This window comes from Pseudochrobactrum albidum, from assembly GCF_051851455.1.
In the GTDB taxonomy this organism is placed as follows: Bacteria; Pseudomonadota; Alphaproteobacteria; order Rhizobiales; family Rhizobiaceae; genus Pseudochrobactrum.
The window spans coordinates 290,160-306,100 of sequence record NZ_JBPVTR010000022.1 but is presented as its reverse complement, the minus strand read 5'-3'; the positions used below and the strand labels follow the sequence as shown (position 1 = coordinate 306,100).

General features: G+C 52.8%; 13 protein-coding genes. 2 read left to right on the top strand and 11 right to left on the bottom strand.

What is annotated here, in order from left to right:
* Positions 1-48: 48 nt before the first annotated feature.
* The 7 genes from ACSTTO_RS08650 to ACSTTO_RS08620 form a co-directional block, all read right to left on the bottom strand.
* Complete coding sequence (locus ACSTTO_RS08650; RefSeq protein WP_439272861.1) at positions 49-795, bottom strand: 5'/3'-nucleotidase SurE; 747 nt, start codon at positions 793-795, stop codon at positions 49-51.
* Positions 795-1,967, bottom strand: a complete 1,173-nt coding sequence (locus ACSTTO_RS08645) for an MBL fold metallo-hydrolase (protein WP_439272749.1) — start codon at positions 1,965-1,967, stop codon at positions 795-797. Before ACSTTO_RS08645 ends, ACSTTO_RS08650 begins: the two co-directional genes overlap by 1 nt.
* Entirely contained in the window at positions 1,964-3,046 is a 1,083-nt protein-coding gene (locus ACSTTO_RS08640) for an ABC transporter ATP-binding protein (RefSeq protein ID WP_439272748.1), read from the bottom strand. Before ACSTTO_RS08640 ends, ACSTTO_RS08645 begins: the two co-directional genes overlap by 4 nt.
* A complete protein-coding gene (locus ACSTTO_RS08635) occupies positions 3,034-4,734 on the bottom strand; it encodes an ABC transporter permease (protein ID WP_439272746.1) in 1,701 nt (566 codons plus the stop codon). Before ACSTTO_RS08635 ends, ACSTTO_RS08640 begins: the two co-directional genes overlap by 13 nt.
* Positions 4,735-4,745: 11 nt before the next feature.
* Positions 4,746-5,735 (bottom strand): ABC transporter substrate-binding protein, encoded by a 990-nt coding sequence (locus tag ACSTTO_RS08630; RefSeq protein ID WP_439272745.1) that lies wholly within the window; start codon positions 5,733-5,735, stop codon positions 4,746-4,748.
* A gap of 378 nt (positions 5,736-6,113) precedes the next feature.
* Complete coding sequence (locus ACSTTO_RS08625) at positions 6,114-7,397, bottom strand: NAD(P)/FAD-dependent oxidoreductase (RefSeq protein ID WP_439272743.1); 1,284 nt, start codon at positions 7,395-7,397, stop codon at positions 6,114-6,116.
* 411 nt (positions 7,398-7,808) lie between these two features.
* A complete protein-coding gene (locus ACSTTO_RS08620) occupies positions 7,809-8,741 on the bottom strand; it encodes a LysR family transcriptional regulator (RefSeq protein WP_439272742.1) in 933 nt (310 codons plus the stop codon).
* Positions 8,742-9,071: 330 nt separating this feature from the next.
* Here ACSTTO_RS08620 and hglS point away from each other — a divergent pair, with 330 nt between their 5' ends.
* Both hglS and amaB read left to right on the top strand, forming a co-directional pair.
* Positions 9,072-10,463: a 2-oxoadipate dioxygenase/decarboxylase HglS gene (hglS, locus tag ACSTTO_RS08615; RefSeq protein ID WP_439272741.1), complete on the top strand. Its 1,392-nt coding sequence runs from the start codon at positions 9,072-9,074 to the stop codon at positions 10,461-10,463.
* A gap of 260 nt (positions 10,464-10,723) precedes the next feature.
* A complete protein-coding gene (gene amaB, locus ACSTTO_RS08610; RefSeq protein WP_439272740.1) occupies positions 10,724-12,259 on the top strand; it encodes an L-piperidine-6-carboxylate dehydrogenase in 1,536 nt (511 codons plus the stop codon).
* A 146-nt stretch (positions 12,260-12,405) separates the two neighbouring features.
* Here the strand turns inward: amaB and tgt are convergent, their stop codons facing one another.
* The 4 genes from tgt to ACSTTO_RS08590 all read right to left on the bottom strand — a co-directional run bounded on the left by tgt (position 12,406) and on the right by ACSTTO_RS08590 (position 15,924).
* Positions 12,406-13,539, bottom strand: a complete 1,134-nt coding sequence (gene tgt, locus ACSTTO_RS08605) for a tRNA guanosine(34) transglycosylase Tgt (protein ID WP_439272738.1) — start codon at positions 13,537-13,539, stop codon at positions 12,406-12,408.
* Positions 13,540-13,553: 14 nt separating this feature from the next.
* Entirely contained in the window at positions 13,554-14,627 is a 1,074-nt protein-coding gene (queA, locus tag ACSTTO_RS08600) for a tRNA preQ1(34) S-adenosylmethionine ribosyltransferase-isomerase QueA (protein WP_439272737.1), read from the bottom strand.
* Positions 14,628-14,763: 136 nt separating this feature from the next.
* Entirely contained in the window at positions 14,764-15,270 is a 507-nt protein-coding gene (locus tag ACSTTO_RS08595; RefSeq protein WP_439272736.1) for a peptidylprolyl isomerase, read from the bottom strand.
* Positions 15,271-15,324: 54 nt separating this feature from the next.
* Positions 15,325-15,924 carry a peptidylprolyl isomerase gene (locus ACSTTO_RS08590; protein WP_439272735.1) on the bottom strand — a complete coding sequence of 200 codons (600 nt, stop codon included), beginning with the start codon at positions 15,922-15,924 and terminating at the stop codon, positions 15,325-15,327.
* Between the last annotated feature and the right edge of the window lie 17 nt (positions 15,925-15,941).

Genomic DNA, 15,941 nt, shown 5'->3' with positions numbered 1-15,941 from the left:
CTCGCCTGAATTATATCAGGCGGTTATTCTCAGTCAGAGGCTAAAGCCTTAATCAGGCGCTAAGGCCTTAATAAAGTGATCGTCTAACAGCGTCCCGCCAAACCAGTTAAGCCGGTTAACAGAGATAAAACCGCGATCTATCACATCATTATCATCGCCTTCAGATGAGGAATGCGGGCGGCCGCGCGGCACCATAAGCACTGTTTCATCACCTTTCATGCTTATAACATCTGCGGTTGAGGCAATCTTATCCCGTCCTATACGCGGTTGTGCCACCGGTGCAGGCAGGCTGTGGGGCAGATTGATGCTCAGCCAATGGCCTTCGCAGTGCCAGTCTCCACGCTGTGCCCAAAGTTCCTGTAACAGATGCACCAGCGCCTGTCTGTCCTCTTCATTGCGGCACGGCTGCTTGACCTGTGAAAAACCAATTGCGGCCATACCCCAGAATGCCGCCTCACGGGCAATGCCAAGCGTGCCGGAATAGGCCAGATCTTCCGCAACATTGCGCCCGTCATTAATCCCTGCCAAAACCAGATCGGGTTTGGCCTGATCTTTAAACAGCCATGTCATTGCGCTGACAACACAATCTGCCGGTGTGCCGGAGCAGGCATATTGCCGCTCTGCACGCTTTACCAATGTCAGCGGTTTGCCGATAGTGATTGATGCCCCAGCAGCCGTGCGCTTGCCATCGGGTGCCACCACCCAAATATCATCGCTTAAAGAACGGGCGGCTTGTGCAAGAAAAGTCAGCCCGTGCGCATCAATACCATCATCATTGCAAATAAGAATGCGCATCATACCGCTCCCAGATTTATAATATCGCCGCTTTTTGCATTCTGCTGCACGGCAGCTATATGCTCTTTGAGCTCTGCCAGCAATTGCGCAGAACAGGAGTGGCCATAGAGCACAGGCCTGCCCGCCTGTTCCCACAACTCCACCATGCCGCTCAAGGTCGGATGTGTCGGCAGGCGTATCCAGTCTGCCAGCTCATCCTGCAGCATTGCATGAGCCGGCGTATCTTCCGGCACATGGCCGGTCAGCAATACCGGCCAGCCGGTTTTGACCGCACGGTTCATGGCATAAACGGAAGGCCCGGCCCGGCCCATAGCATCAAAGGTCAAAAGCGGGCAACGCGGCAAAGCCTGATCTTCCCGCCAATCCTGCGCCTGATGCAAAAATTGTTTAAGCCTTACCGCAGCATTATCCTGCAGCGCATCGCTTTGTGCAATCTGGCCGGCCAGTGCAGCACGCATATCTGCGTGAATGGCATAATTGCCGGATACAGATGCCATAAGCGCCAGCAATTCCAGTGAACGGCCTGAAAGCGGGGTTGGCAACAAACAGCCATCACGATTTTTTACAATCCATTCGCGGACTTGCTGCGCACGCATTGCCCCTGATACCGGATCAGCGCCATAAGAGGCATCCAGCAGCAACAAATCGCATTGCGGAAAAGCATCCATTTTCAGCACAGGGCTGTCCGGCACCACATCGCCGCTATAAATAATCCTGCGCCCTTCAAGACTGGTGCAAAACCACACACCTCCAGCCACATGGCCGGAGCGGCCTGTGGCAATCCGTGCATCTTTAATGGTCAGAATATCTCCGGCCTCAAACAATGAAATGCGCTGACGGGGCAATGCCACCCGCACCAGATGATGTTGTTCTGCATAGTTTTTCAGGGTCTGTTCTGTTTCTGCCACGGTTGCCGCAGTCATGAAAATGCGCCCCTGAAAACCCTGTTCAAGCAGCCACAGCAAGCCCCCCACATGATCCTCATGAGCATGAGAAAGCAGCACCGCATCCAGTGCGGCAATATCATCTGCCTCAATCAGCGGATAATAATCGCGCCCTGTTGCCCCGACCTTGATACCAATATCAAACAACAGCCGGGTCTGCCCCGCAGCAAGCCCCGCACCAAGGCGCCCCTTTTCGCCAAAACCACCATAAAGTTTAATTTCCATCATGCACCTGCCTGCGCAACAGATTGCGGCAATACCCAGCCGGAACGGATGGTTAAATGCGCAACATCATCCGCCTTGAGATAAAAGGGATCTGCACGTTTGAAATGCAGGCTAAGTTCCGGCGCCTGCACGGCATATGCCTCAATACGCGAGCCGCCGCCCTGATAAACAGAACGCCGCACACGCACGGCAAAGCCACCCTGCCGCACCATTTCAAGATCATCCTCGCGCACACAGATTTGCGCATTTTTGCGCACAACCTCATCCGGCCGGCAGCGCAGGCGCACCCGCTCACCCAGCACCAGCGCCTCGCAGGCTCCGCTGCCATTCACCTTCAGAATTTCTGCTGGCAGCACCATGCCTTGCGCAATAAAAGAGGCCACCATTGCATTGGCAGGCTCATTATAAAGCGTCTGCGGCGTTGCAAACTGCACTAACTTACCCTTGTCCATCACGGCAATACGATCGGCCAAAGCCATCGCCTCGGCCTGATCATGGGTAATATAAACAATAGTTGTGCCGGTGCGCTTATGAAAACGGGCAAACTCATCTTCCATTGATGCGCGCAAATGCACATCCAGATTGGCCAGCGGCTCATCAAACAATACCAATGACGGCGCAGCAACCAAACAACGCGCCAAGGCCACACGCTGGCGCTGCCCTCCGGAGAGATTGGCCGGACGGCGTGTGCCATAGCCTTGCAGATCAACCAGTTTCAATGCCTCTTCCACACGGCGCGCACGCTCGGCTTTTTCAACTCCGGTAATTTTCAGGCTGTAACCGACATTTTCTGCCACGGTCATATGCGGCCACAAGGCATAATTTTGAAACACAATCCCGACACGGCGTTTTTCCGGCGGTACAAATTGCCCTTTTCCGGTTACCAGAGTATCACCAACATAAATCACGCCATCATCGGCCTGTTCAAAACCGGCTATCATGCGCAGCAAAGTGGTTTTGCCGCAGCCGGAAGGCCCGAGCACCGCAATGAACTCCCCGTTGGCAATATCCAGTGACACGTCCTGCAGCACTTTTGTGCCGTTAAAACTCTTGGAAATCCGTGAAATATTCAATCCCGCCATGGCAGAACTCCGTCAGGCAGATATCTGGCAAACATATTGGTCACCAGCATCAGCAAGAATGTAATCAGCACGACCAGCACAGAAACGGCCGCCGCATAGGGTGAATCCCCACCCTGCTCAAAAGAAAAAATCACCACACCTAGTGTTTCCGATCCGGATGACCATAACAGCGCCGAAACTGTCAGCTCCGAAAAAGCAGTCATAAAAATCAGCACGCCACCGGCCAGCGTTGCCGGTGCCACCAGCGGAAACACAATGCTGCGCAACCGTGTCATCAGCCCCGCACCCGCCACCTGTGCGGCTTCCTCCAATGCGCGGTCAATCTGATGCAGGCCGGTTATGGTGGGGCGCAGCGCCAACACCAGAAACCGCGCCAGATAGGCATAAAGAATGATCCAGATTGTATTATAGAGATGCAGCCCCAAAACCGGTAAAGGCTTGAGAAACATCAGCAATGCCGCAATGGAGAGCACCACGCCCGGCAGGGCATAGGGCAGCTCTGCCGCAAGGTTCAGCAGCCGTGTCCACCAGCGCGCCCGCCACGTTATGAGATAGCCAAGCGGCACGGCCAACAGCACCGCAAAACCAGCAGCGGCAAGCGACAGCATGAAAGAATTGAACAATGCACGCCGCACCGCAGCATGCTCAAACAGCACAAATCTGAGATTATCCAATGTTGCTGTCTGCAGGCTCAGGGGAATGCCAAAAGCAGGCACAAGCGCGGTCAGAAGCAGGCCAAACATTGGCAGCACCAGCACCACGGCAATCAGCAGCCAGCAAGCCAGTTCAACCGCCAACCGCCATGCCCCAAGCGCAAAAGGCGCCGCAGGCAGTGAGGTGGATGCAATGCGATAATCGCGGCGGCGCGCCATATAATCCTGACAGAAAATGCCAGCCATGGCGATAATTCCGATCAGCAGGGAAAGCACGGCCACTTCCGACAAAACGGAAGGACCGCTGCCAGCCAGTTTTTGGTAAATCAATGTAGGCAAGACCAGCACATTTGCCGGAATGCCCAAAAATGCCGGAATGCCAAAATTACCCACACAGGAGACAAAAGCCAGCGCTGAAGCACCAATGACCGAAGGGGTCATCAGCGGCATAATAATAGTGGTTACCACTTGCCATTTGCTGGCACCGCTGCTTAAAGCCGCCTCAACCAGCTCGCGCGGCAATTTGCGCAAGCCTGCCCGCACAATTAAAAACACCAGCGGCGCATATTGAATGCCAAGCAACACAATAATGCCGGTTGCGGAATATAGCGGATGACGGCTGCCAAGCTCCGGCGCCATGCCAATCAATTTAAGAAACGGGCTTGCGGGGCCAAAAAGCTGCAGCCATGCCAAAGCTGTAACCTGCGGCGCAATCAGCAGCGGCACCACAAACAGCAACACAAAAATACCGCGGCCGCGAATATTGGTAAGTCCGACCAGCAATGCCACCGCACTGCCAAGAATAACCGCAAGCGCAGTACCGCCAAAACCGGTGATCAGCGAATTACGGGTGGCAATCCATGTGGAGGATGCGGATAAAGCGGAATGCAGCGCACTGTCTGCAACCTGTCCGTTTGGTATAATAATTTCACCGGCCAGCCGCAGCATCGGCCATAGCGACAGCAAGAACACAACCGCCGCCACAAGAAAAATCAGAGCCGTATCCCGGCTCTGATCTGATTTTCTGAATATCATTTGCGAATGCCTTAACCGCCAAACAGCTCAGAAAAGCGCTTTTTATCGGCTTCAGTTACACCAAGTACTTTCTGCGTATCAATCGGCATAATGTTAATTTTTGTGCCCTCCGGCAACCAGCTCGGGCGGCCGGCAGATTCTTTTGCGGGCAAATAACCCTGCTCCAGCGCCAGCTTCTGGCCATCATCGGAAAGGATAAAATCAACAAATTTTTCTGCCGCGGCAACATTTTTGGCAGTTGCCATGATTGCAACCGGCTCAGTCACCGCAGGCACGCCCTCTTTCGGGAAAACAAACTCCACCGGCGAGCCCTTGGCCTTGGCATTAAGCGCCATAAAATCCACCAGAATGCCATAAGGTTTTTCGCCGCTGGCAACAGATTTCAATACCGCGCCATTGCCGCGCACGCTGATAAGATCATTGGCTTTAAGTTTTTCAAAATAATCCCAGCCAAGCTCAGGACTAAGCGCAAAACCGGATAAAAGATAGGCCGCAGCCCCTGAATAAAGCGGGCTTGGCATCACGATCTGGCCTTTATATACCTGCCCGCCAAGATCAGCCCAGCTCTCAGGCCTGGCTTTCGCCTGTGTATTATAGGCAATACCAGTGGTGATAAGCTTGGAGCCGAAATAGGTTTTGTCCTTGTCAAAAGATCCTTCTGCCAAACCTTCTGTTTTGGCACCCTCATAGGCTTTCAAGCGATTATCTTTTTTCAGAAGCTCCATCGACACGGCATCGGCAATCAGCAGCACATCCGGCTGCGGCGCGCCGGCAGCAAATTCTGCAGCCAGCTTGCTCAGAATATCGCTGGTGCCGGAACGAAACACCTGCACATCAATATCGGGATTGGCCTTGCGGAATGCTTCTACCGTTTTTGTCGCATCAGCTTCCGGCTGGGAGGTATAAAGATTAAGCGTTTCTGCATTTACCGCTGCCGCCCCCATAAAAAAAGCCAGAGCCGTAGCCAGAACTGTGTTTTGCGATGTGCGTTTCTGCACCATGATTCCTAATCCCTGAAAAGCATTTACCCAACACCGGATAGCCGATGTGCTGCCGTCCATCTATTCAATGAACACTACAAGTTTATGACAAAGCATAAAATCATCACAGAAAACAAAAGCAAACAGGGCATTGAATCAACAATGCCCTGTGAGAATTTTACTCAATTCTGTTCAGCGCGCTCAAAATCTCGCGCATAATTTAGCTAATGGCGCTCAAAATCTCGCGCATCATTCAGCTAATGGCGCTCAAAATCTCGCGCATCATTCAGCTAATGGCGCTCAAAATCTCGCGCATCATTTAGCAAATGGCGCTCAAAATCTCGCGCATCATTTAGCAAATGGCGCTCAAAATCTCGCGCATCATTTAGCAAATGGCGCTCAAAATCTCGCGCCGGCAAAATGCGCAATCTGTGCACCGGCTTCATAATAAGCCTCGCGGATACCAAGGAAAGATTGCCTTTCCGGATCAGTGACCGGCAGAGGTAAATCAGCCTCGCTGATCTCACCACAAATATGACGCGCCAGCACATTGCCAAAAACCGTGCCGGTGGCAATACCGCGGCCGTTATAACCGCTGAAACCGATCACATTTTTGTCAAAACGGTGGAATTTCGGCAGGCTGTCATTGGTCATACCAATCAGGCCATACCACTCATAATCAAATTCAACTGCTCCGAGCTGCGGGAACAAACGCTTCATCTCGCGCTTGGCCCACGCAGTGTGAATGCCGGTGCCGGTATTGCGCAATGCGCCCACACTGCCAAATACCAAACGGCCGGATTTATCATAACGATAAGACGACAAAACCTGCCTGGTATCCCAGGCTCCCTGACGTTCCGGCAAAATCTGTGCCTGTTGTTCTTTGGTCAGTGGTTTGGTGGCCAGATTAAAATAAGGCAAATGCATAATTTCTGCCCGGATCTGCGGCCATGGCGCTTGTGTATAGGCATTGGTTGCCACAACAATCCATTGCGCCCGCACTGCGCCTTGTACTGTTTTTACCACCCAGTCATTGCCCTGCCGCTCTGTTGCGATTACAGGTGAGCGGGTAAAAATCTGCGCACCGGCGGCAATAGCCGCATGGGCAAGGCCGCGCACATAGGCCAATGGCTGAATTGTGCCCGCACGCATATCCAGAAGTGAGCCTGTATAAGCTTTGGTGCCAACTTTTTTGGCAGTTTCTTCTGCGCTCAACAATGTCACCGGCGCACCGCGGCGCTGCCACTGCTCCGCACGATCCTGCAATTCACGCAAGCCCTTTTGGCCAACAGCACAATGCAATGTACCCGTGCGTGTTGCCTCACATTCAATGCCGTGTTTTTCAATGCGTTCAAAAACCATTTTCGGGCCGTTGCCGAGTGCTTCCAGCAAACGGTCGCCATATTTTTGGCCAAGCACACCAGGCAGATCATCCGGCATCACCCACATGCCGGCATTAACCAGACCGACATTGCGGCCGGAACCGCCAAAACCGATTTCAATACCTTCAAGCACAGCCACTTTTGTGCCGCGCTCACTCAAATTCAATGCCGTTGAAAGACCGGTAAAGCCGCCGCCGACAACAACCACATCCACGCTTATTTCACCTTTAAGAGCTAAGGTAACAGGCGCGGCCGGAGCAGATTTTTCCCAAAGACCGTGTGAACGGGGATTATTCAACATGTCAGTTCATTTCTCAAAAACGACGCTGTCATTTATATCGGGCAAGTTGACACCAAACGCCTTGCAACAATCATACCATTTTTCACATTGCGGCATATGATTATACCGCGCTGAAAAATGCACATCACGCAATCGTGCCGAAATAAAAGATCAACGGACCAAACAGATAAAGAGCGCCGTATATATAATGCGGATACACACACAACACTCTGCGTGTTTGAAATTTGAAGCACAACACGGAAAATAAATCCGCTATGTTGTCAGTCAGTTTAACAGTATTTTTCTTATGACTCGTATCCCAAGCCATATACTTTAAAGCCTTGGTAAATGTAGCAATTTCTGCGCAACAGATCATTCATTTCCGGAATGATCTGTTATACGCACCTTATTTTTAGCCCCTGACTTACAAGGTTATTCCGCGTTCAGATGCACCAGCGCCATATAATCATGCTGACCGACCTGCCCGCGTATCCAGCTGGAAAATGTCTGAATCAGCGGGTTTTCATGTTTGCCTTCAGGCACAACCAGATAATAATCATTTTCTGTCCGCATCGGCTTGTCAAATAAAATACGCAGTCTTCCGTCCTGCAATTCCTGTTCAATCAGATAAACCGGAAGAAGCCCCACGCCAAGCCCCGCAGCCGCCGCTTCAATTACCATGGAAAACTGATCAAAACGATGACCGCTATAAGTACTGCGCGCATCCACCTCGCAAAGTTCAAACCATTGCGTCCACATTTTCGGGCGTGTGGTCAGATGCAGCAAGGGCTCTTTTTGCAAATCTTCCGGCTCGACGATGCGGTGGCTTTCAATCAGCGCATTGCTTGCTACCGGCACCACCATTTCACTGCACAGATAATTACAGGTCGCATGCGCCCATATCGGCTGGCCGTAATGAATAGCCATATCAAACGGATATTCCTCAAAATCAAACACGCCGGTGCGGGAGCCGACATTGAAAGCCACGCCCGGATTTTCTTCAATAAAATTGGGAATACGCGGCATCAGCCAGCGCGCGCCGAATGTTGGCAAAGTGGCAATGCTGAAAGCAGATGACGATTGCGCCGAGGCCATGGCGCGCAACATCGTATCTTCCGTCTGATTAAGAAGACGGCGCACCTCCGGCAAAAATTTGCGTCCCGCATCAGAAAGCAGGATACGCTGACGAATCCGCTCAAACAGCAAAACACCAAGCTGGCTCTCCAGATCCTTGATCTGGCGGCTGACCGCGCTTTGCGTCAGGTTCAGCTCATGGGCTGCCTGTGTAAAACTTCCGTGACGTGCAGCGCATTCAAAAGCCTGCAAAATGGCGATATCCGGTATCAGCCGGCGACTAAGCTTCATTCCTGCCTCGCATAAACATAGTCTGTTTCGTCGCAATCATGCGGTAACCAGAGCTGATATGATCAATTTTAGTCATGATATCAATATCTGATGCAAATTTCCGGCGATCGAAATCGATTTAAAAAGAAATTATGCATCATTTTAAACCATCGGAATGGTTTTGTGCGCCCTGAAGGCCTGCGCAAAACGCATCCTGAAGCTTGCCGCAATGCAAGGCGTAAAACACATTCTGTTTTATGGCAGCGCGACAAGAGCAAAAACTGGCACAAAACAGAGCCTGCCGCCGCATGGCAGCGCGCTCTCACGGAAAGCCCCCAAGGAGGCAACCCAATGAATTTCGTATCAGCCGACAGCATCCGCGCCGCGTTTTCGGCTTCCATGTCTGCCATGTACCGCACAGAAGTGCCCGCCTACGGCACTTTGATGGAACTGGTGGCAGACGTCAATGCTGCCACCCTCAAAGCCCAGCCGCAATTGCTGGAACGCCTGCAGGAAACTGATTCTCTGGATCGTATTTCTGAAGAGCGCCACGGGGCAATTCGTCTTGGCACTGCTGCGGAACTTTCCATGATGCGCCGTGCCTTTGCGGTTATGGGCATGTTCCCTGTCGGCTATTATGATCTTTCAGCCGCGGGTGTTCCTGTGCATTCCACCGCTTTCCGTCCGGTTGCGGATGCCTCGCTGAAAATCAATCCGTTCCGCGTTTTCACCTCGCTGTTGCGCCTTGATCTCATTGCCGATGAAGCCCTGCGCAAAGAGGCTGAAGAAACCCTTGCCAAGCGTAATATCTTCACAGCCGGCGCGGTTGAGCTGATTGAGACCGCTGAAAAACAAGGGGGCTTAACTCAGGAACAGGCTGACCAGTTTGTTGCGGAAGTTCTGGAAACTTTCCGCTGGCATGACAAGGCCAATGTCAGTGCAGAGCTTTACCAGCGCCTGCATGATGCCCATCGCCTGATTGCTGATGTTGTGTCCTTCAAGGGGCCGCATATCAACCATCTCACACCGCGCACCCTCGATATTGATGCCGTGCAGGTGCAAATGCCTGAACGCAATATTTCGCCCAAAGCAGTGGTGGAAGGCCCGCCAACCCGCAAATGTGCCATTTTGCTGCGTCAGACCTCGTTCAAGGCGCTGGAAGAAGCCGTGTCTTTCATTGATGCATCCGGCACGTGGAAAGCCGGCACCCACACTGCCCGTTTTGGCGAAATTGAACAACGCGGCATTGCGCTGACACCAAAAGGCCGCGGCCTTTATGATAAGCTGCTCAATAAAACACGTGAGCGCGTGCGTCCGGCGCCGGATGGCTCAAATGCTGCCGAATATATGCGTATTTTGAGCGAAGTTTTTGCAGAGTTTCCGGACACATGGGCAGAAATCCGCAAACAAGGTCTTGGCTATTTCGCCTATAGTGTAGCAGACCGCTCCAAAGCCAAAAGCGAGCTTTCTGCCGCCAATCTCGACAAGCTGATTGCCGAAGGCGCAATCCAGTTTGATCCTATTATCTATGAAGATTTCCTGCCGGTCAGTGCGGCCGGTATCTTCCAGTCCAATCTGGGCGATGACGAAACACAGGAATTCACCGAAAGCCCGAACCAGAAACGATTTGAAGCTGATCTTGGTGCACAGGTTCTCAATGAGTTTGAGCATTATGCCCGCATTGAGCGCGAATCTGTTGAAGCAGCTCTCAAGGCACTCGCCTTTACCGCTGCGGCAGAATAACTAGAATAATAAATATAGCGGCAAGCTGCCTTTCACCGCAGCTTGCCGCCAAACTGTTTATACCGGTCAGGCTTGCGGCCGTTTGTTTTTTTAAATTATGGCCGCAACCCGAACCGTATCAAGACAACGCCTTCTTTGCAGCCAAAGGCCATAGCGGCCATTGCAGGGACAGGCACCAGATAGAGCATCATTCTGCCCCGCTACAGGAGGTGGAATTCACCACGATGCTCTGAACGATAAACAGATAGGGAATGCGATTTATGAGCACCGAAAACAAAAAAGTGAACGTCAAACAGGAAGCTGCCGATCTGCTGGCCAAGCTTGGCGTTGACAGTGCCGCTTATACAGGCGGCGATCTTGCCTCATTCAGCCCGGTTACCGGCGAACAGATCGGCGCTCTCAAAACTCATTCGGCTGCCGATGCTGCCCGCATGATTGAAGAAGCCGATGCTGCCTACCGCCAATGGCGCGAAGTGCCGGCTCCGCGCCGCGGCGAGCTGATCCGCCTGCTTGGCGAGGAGCTGCGTGCGGCCAAGGCTGACCTCGGCCGTCTCGTCTCCATCGAAGCAGGTAAAATCATCTCTGAAGGCCTTGGCGAAGTGCAGGAAATGATTGATATCTGCGATTTCGCGGTCGGCCTGTCCCGCCAGCTTTACGGCCTGACCATTGCAACAGAACGCGCCGGCCACCGCATGATGGAAACCTGGCACCCGCTCGGCGTTGTTGGCGTTATCTCCGCTTTCAACTTCCCTGTAGCCGTATGGTCGTGGAACGCAGCCCTGGCGCTGGTTGCCGGTGATGCGGTTGTGTGGAAACCATCAGAAAAAACACCGCTCACAGCCCTCGCCTGTGAGGCAATCTTCAAACGTGCCGCGGCCCGTTTTGGCGCGGATGCCCCTAAAGGTTTGTCCTGCGTGCTCATCGGCGACCGCACAATCGGTGAAGTTCTGGTTGATCATCCTAAGGTTCCGCTGGTTTCAGCCACCGGCTCCACCCGTATGGGGCGTGATGTCGGCCCGCGTCTTGCCAAGCGTTTTGCCCGCGCCATTCTCGAACTTGGCGGCAATAATGCCGGTATCGTCTGCCCGTCAGCTGATCTTGATATGGCTCTGCGCGCCATTGCCTTCGGTGCCATGGGCACTGCCGGCCAGCGTTGCACCACCCTGCGCCGCCTGTTTGTCCATGAAAGCGTATATGATACGCTGGTACCACGCCTGATCAAAGCCTATCAGAGCGTTTCCATCGGCAATCCGCTGGAAACCCCTGCACTGATCGGCCCGCTGATCGACAAGGCTTCTTTCGACGGTATGCAGAAAGCCCTTGCTGAAGCCAAAGCCCATGGCGGCAAGGTTATTGGCGGTGACCGTGTTTCCGCAGGGCCGGATACAGCCTATTATGTACAGCCGGCCATTGTTGAAATGCCGGAACAGACAGGCCCGGTTCTGGAAGAGACTTTTGCGCCTATCCTCTATGTGATGAAATATAGCGATTTCGACAAGGTTCTTGAACTGCATAATGCGGTTGGCGCCGGCCTGTCATCATCGATCTTCACACTCAACCTGCAGGAAGCTGAGCGTTTCCTCTCTGCATCCGGCTCAGATTGCGGTATTGCCAATGTCAATATCGGCACATCGGGTGCTGAAATCGGCGGCGCATTTGGCGGTGAGAAAGAAACCGGCGGCGGCCGTGAATCCGGCTCGGATGCATGGAAGGCCTATATGCGCCGTGCAACCAACACCATCAATTATTCCAAGGCACTGCCGCTTGCACAGGGCGTATCCTTCGATATTGACTGATTGCAGATAGTAATCATACAAGAAAGCCCGCTCAATGAGCGGGCTTTTCAGCATTTATTACAATGGCAGTTCATCCCCGGGCATCTTATACTTGGGCAGCCTGTCCTTATTTACCAATGACAGAGCGGATATATCCGCAATATCCGTTATAGCGGAGATATATCTCCTCTGGCCCATTCCGCCACTGTCTCTTCAAAAAAATCATTGAAACGGCCAGCCTCAATGGCATCGCGGATACCCTGCATAAGATATTGGTAATAATGCAGATTATTCCATGTCAGCAGCATGCCGCCCAGCGCCTCATTGGATTTTACCAAATGATGCAGATAAGCGCGGCTATAATCCCGCGCGGCCGGACAGCTTGACATTTCATCCAGCGGGCGATGATCCTCCGCATGGCGTGCATTGCGCAAATTCACCTTGCCGCGGCGGGTGAAGGCCAGACCATGGCGGCCGGCGCGGGTTGGCATCACACAGTCAAACATATCAATACCGCGGGCAACGGATTTCAGCATATCATCCGGCGTGCCAACCCCCATAAGATAACGCGGCTTGTTATGAGGCAGCAACGGACAGGTGATATCCAGAATATCCAGCATCACTTCCTGCGGCTCGCCAACCGCCAGACCGCCAACAGCATAGCCTTTAAGATCCATCGCTTTTAAAGCCAGCGCAGACTGTTCGCGCAATTGCGCATTGTCGCCGCCCTGCACAATACCAAACATTGCCTTGCCCGGCTGATTGCCAAAAGCCACCTTGCAACGCTCTGCCCAGCGCAGTGAGAGCTCCATTGCCTTTTGCATCACATTAAAAGAAGCCGGCAGCGCGGTACATTCATCCAGCTGCATCTGAATATCACTGTCAAGCAGCCCCTGAATTTCAATGGAACGCTCCGGCGACATTTCATAGGGCCTGCCGTCAATATGAGAGCGGAAAGTTACCCCCTGCTCGGTCAGCTTGCGCAATTGCGCCAGTGACATCACCTGAAACCCGCCGGAATCGGTGAGAATAGGCCCTTGCCAGCCGCCAAACTGATGCAAGCCGCCAAGGCGTGCCACGCGCTCGGCGCCCGGACGCAGCATCAGGTGATAGGTATTGCCAAGAATAATATCTGCGCCAAGCTCTTTGACCTGACTCATATACATAGCCTTGACCGTGCCGGCGGTGCCAACCGGCATAAAGGCCGGTGTGCGGATTGTGCCGCGCGGCATGGTAATTTCACCGCGGCGTGCCTTGCCGTCTGTTGTCAGCACCCTGAATTCAAAATTTTCACTGCTCATATCAAACAAACTCTTTAATCACGGCGCGTTAACAGGCTGGCATCACCATAGGAATAAAACCGGTATCCGGCATCAATAGCATGGGCATAGGCCGCCTGCATTGTCTCAAAACCGCTGAAAGCTGAAACCAGCATGAACAATGTCGAGCGCGGCAGATGGAAATTGGTCATCAGCATATCAATCGCACGGAATTTATAACCAGGCGTGATGAAAATATCTGTCGCGCCTGACCATGGCCGGATAATGCCATCTTCACCGGTCGCGCTTTCTATCAAACGCAAAGATGTGGTGCCAATGGAGATAATCCGCCCGCCCCGCTCATGCACATGGTTGAGTGCTGCTGCGGTTTGCGCAGAGACATAGCCGATTTCCGCATGCATTTTATGGTCATCCGTATCGTCAACCTTAACCGGCAAAAATGTGCCTGCCCCCACATGCAATGTTACAAAATGCTCTTCCACGCCTTTAGCGCGGATGCGATCCAGAAGCTGCGGCGTAAAATGCAGGCCGGCAGTTGGTGCTGCCACCGCCCCCTCTTCACGGGCATAAACCGTTTGATAATCCTGCCTGTCCTGCGCATCTTCCGCGCGTTTGGATGCAATATAAGGCGGCAATGGAATATGGCCAACAGCAGCAATAGCCTCATCCAGCAATGCGCCCGACACATCAAACACCAGCAGCACTTCACCACTGTCATTTTTCTCTGCAACCGTTGCATCCAGCGTGCCAAGAAAACAACTGGAGCCGGAATGGCCAAAACGAATACGCTCCCCCTGTTTTACCCGCTTTGCCGGACGCAAAAATGCTTTCCAGCGGTCAGCGCCGGTGCGCATATGCAGGGTTGCGCTTACCGAGGCAACAGAGCCATCACGCTCGCGCATGCCTTCCAGCTGTGCGGGAATAACCTTGGTATCGTTGAAGACCAGTGCATCGCCTTCACGCAGCAAATCCGGCAAATCGCCCACATGCAGATCCTGCAAGGGCTGATCCGGCACAATGCGCAGCAATTTTGCATGATCACGCGGTGTTACAGGGCGCAGCGCAATACGCTCTTCCGGCAGATCAAAATCAAACAGATCAACGCGCATCCAAAGCCTCAAATTTCAGGGAGTTTAAATATTCAGAACCTGACATTGCCCTGCATTACAGAACAGCCGGCAAAAAATAAAGGGCGTGTTGCGGCTATTAGCCCTGACACGCCCTTTAAAGCAACAAAATGATAAATTAAAGATCTGCGGCAATCTTGGCGGACGTGATTGAATCCGGATCGGTTACCGGCTCGCCGCGCTTGATCTTGTCAACATTTTCCATGCCTTCAATCACCTGCCCCCATACGGAATATTGGCGATCCAGCCAGGGGGCATCAGCAAAGCAGATGAAAAACTGTGAATTGGCAGAGTTCGGATTCTGACTGCGCGCCATAGAGCAAGTGCCGCGGGCATGTTTGGTATTGGAGAATTCTGCCTTCAGGTCAGGCTTGTCAGAACCGCCCATGCCAGCGCGTGAAGGATTGAAGCTTGCACCGCCCTGCTTGCCGAATTTCACATCGCCGGTCTGCGCCATGAAGCCATCAATCACACGGTGAAACACAACACCATCATATGCGCCTTCACGTGCCAGTTCCTTGATGCGGGCAACATGCGCCGGTGCCAGATCCGGATAGAGTTCGATTACAACTGCCCCCTTGGTGGTTTCCAATACCAATGTGTTTTCCGGGTCTTTATAAGCCATCGGGCTTCTCCTGTAGGGTTTCAGGCTGCTATGAGGCAGCTTTTTGAAAATAAATTATTTGCGGTCTGCCAATATGACGGCTTTAACAATACGGTCAGGATTATCAACCGCACCATTGGCAGATTTGCTGCCTTTTTTGATTTTATCGACGATTTCCATGCCGCTTGTTACCTTACCGATAACTGTATACTGGCCGTTGAGGAATGAACCGTCATCAAACATGATAAAAAACTGCGAATTGGCAGAATCCGGAGCCGAGCTGCGCGCCATGCCAACTGTGCCGCGCACAAATGGCTCTTTGGAAAATTCTGCAGGAAGATTGCCATAGGAAGAACCGCCGGTGCCAACACGACCCGGATTATAATCCTTATTGGCATTGCCAAACTGCACATCGCCGGTCTGCGCCATGAAACCATCAATCACACGGTGGAACACAACGCCGTCATAAGCGCCGTCACGCACCAGTTTTTTGATCTGCTCGGCATGTTTGGGTGCCAGATCAGGGCGCAGCTCAATTACAACATCGCCGTCTTTCAAGGTCAGAACCACAGTATTTTCAGGATCAGCGGCCTGTGCATTGAGCGGCTGCAATGCGGCCGTTGCGGAAAATGCGACAAAGGCAGCGATAGCCAGAAATTTACGCAAAAGGGACATGATATTTCCTGTTTGAA

What these genes read in the sequence shown, in the direction of transcription:
- tgt (WP_439272738.1), bottom strand. Translation starts at nt 13,539, where the DNA reads ATGAGCAGTGAAAATTTTGAATTCAGGGTGCTGACAACAGACGGCAAG.
- queA (WP_439272737.1), bottom strand. Translation starts at nt 14,627, where the DNA reads ATGCGCGTTGATCTGTTTGATTTTGATCTGCCGGAAGAGCGTATTGCG.
- hglS (WP_439272741.1), top strand. Translation starts at nt 9,072, where the DNA reads ATGAATTTCGTATCAGCCGACAGCATCCGCGCCGCGTTTTCGGCTTCC.
- ACSTTO_RS08625 (WP_439272743.1), bottom strand. Translation starts at nt 7,397, where the DNA reads ATGTTGAATAATCCCCGTTCACACGGTCTTTGGGAAAAATCTGCTCCG.
- ACSTTO_RS08635 (WP_439272746.1), bottom strand. Translation starts at nt 4,734, where the DNA reads ATGATATTCAGAAAATCAGATCAGAGCCGGGATACGGCTCTGATTTTT.
- ACSTTO_RS08640 (WP_439272748.1), bottom strand. Translation starts at nt 3,046, where the DNA reads ATGGCGGGATTGAATATTTCACGGATTTCCAAGAGTTTTAACGGCACA.
- amaB (WP_439272740.1), top strand. Translation starts at nt 10,724, where the DNA reads ATGAGCACCGAAAACAAAAAAGTGAACGTCAAACAGGAAGCTGCCGAT.
- ACSTTO_RS08650 (WP_439272861.1), bottom strand. Translation starts at nt 795, where the DNA reads ATGCGCATTCTTATTTGCAATGATGATGGTATTGATGCGCACGGGCTG.
- ACSTTO_RS08595 (WP_439272736.1), bottom strand. Translation starts at nt 15,270, where the DNA reads ATGGCTTATAAAGACCCGGAAAACACATTGGTATTGGAAACCACCAAG.
- ACSTTO_RS08630 (WP_439272745.1), bottom strand. Translation starts at nt 5,735, where the DNA reads ATGGTGCAGAAACGCACATCGCAAAACACAGTTCTGGCTACGGCTCTG.
- ACSTTO_RS08590 (WP_439272735.1), bottom strand. Translation starts at nt 15,924, where the DNA reads ATGTCCCTTTTGCGTAAATTTCTGGCTATCGCTGCCTTTGTCGCATTT.
- ACSTTO_RS08645 (WP_439272749.1), bottom strand. Translation starts at nt 1,967, where the DNA reads ATGATGGAAATTAAACTTTATGGTGGTTTTGGCGAAAAGGGGCGCCTT.
- ACSTTO_RS08620 (WP_439272742.1), bottom strand. Translation starts at nt 8,741, where the DNA reads ATGAAGCTTAGTCGCCGGCTGATACCGGATATCGCCATTTTGCAGGCT.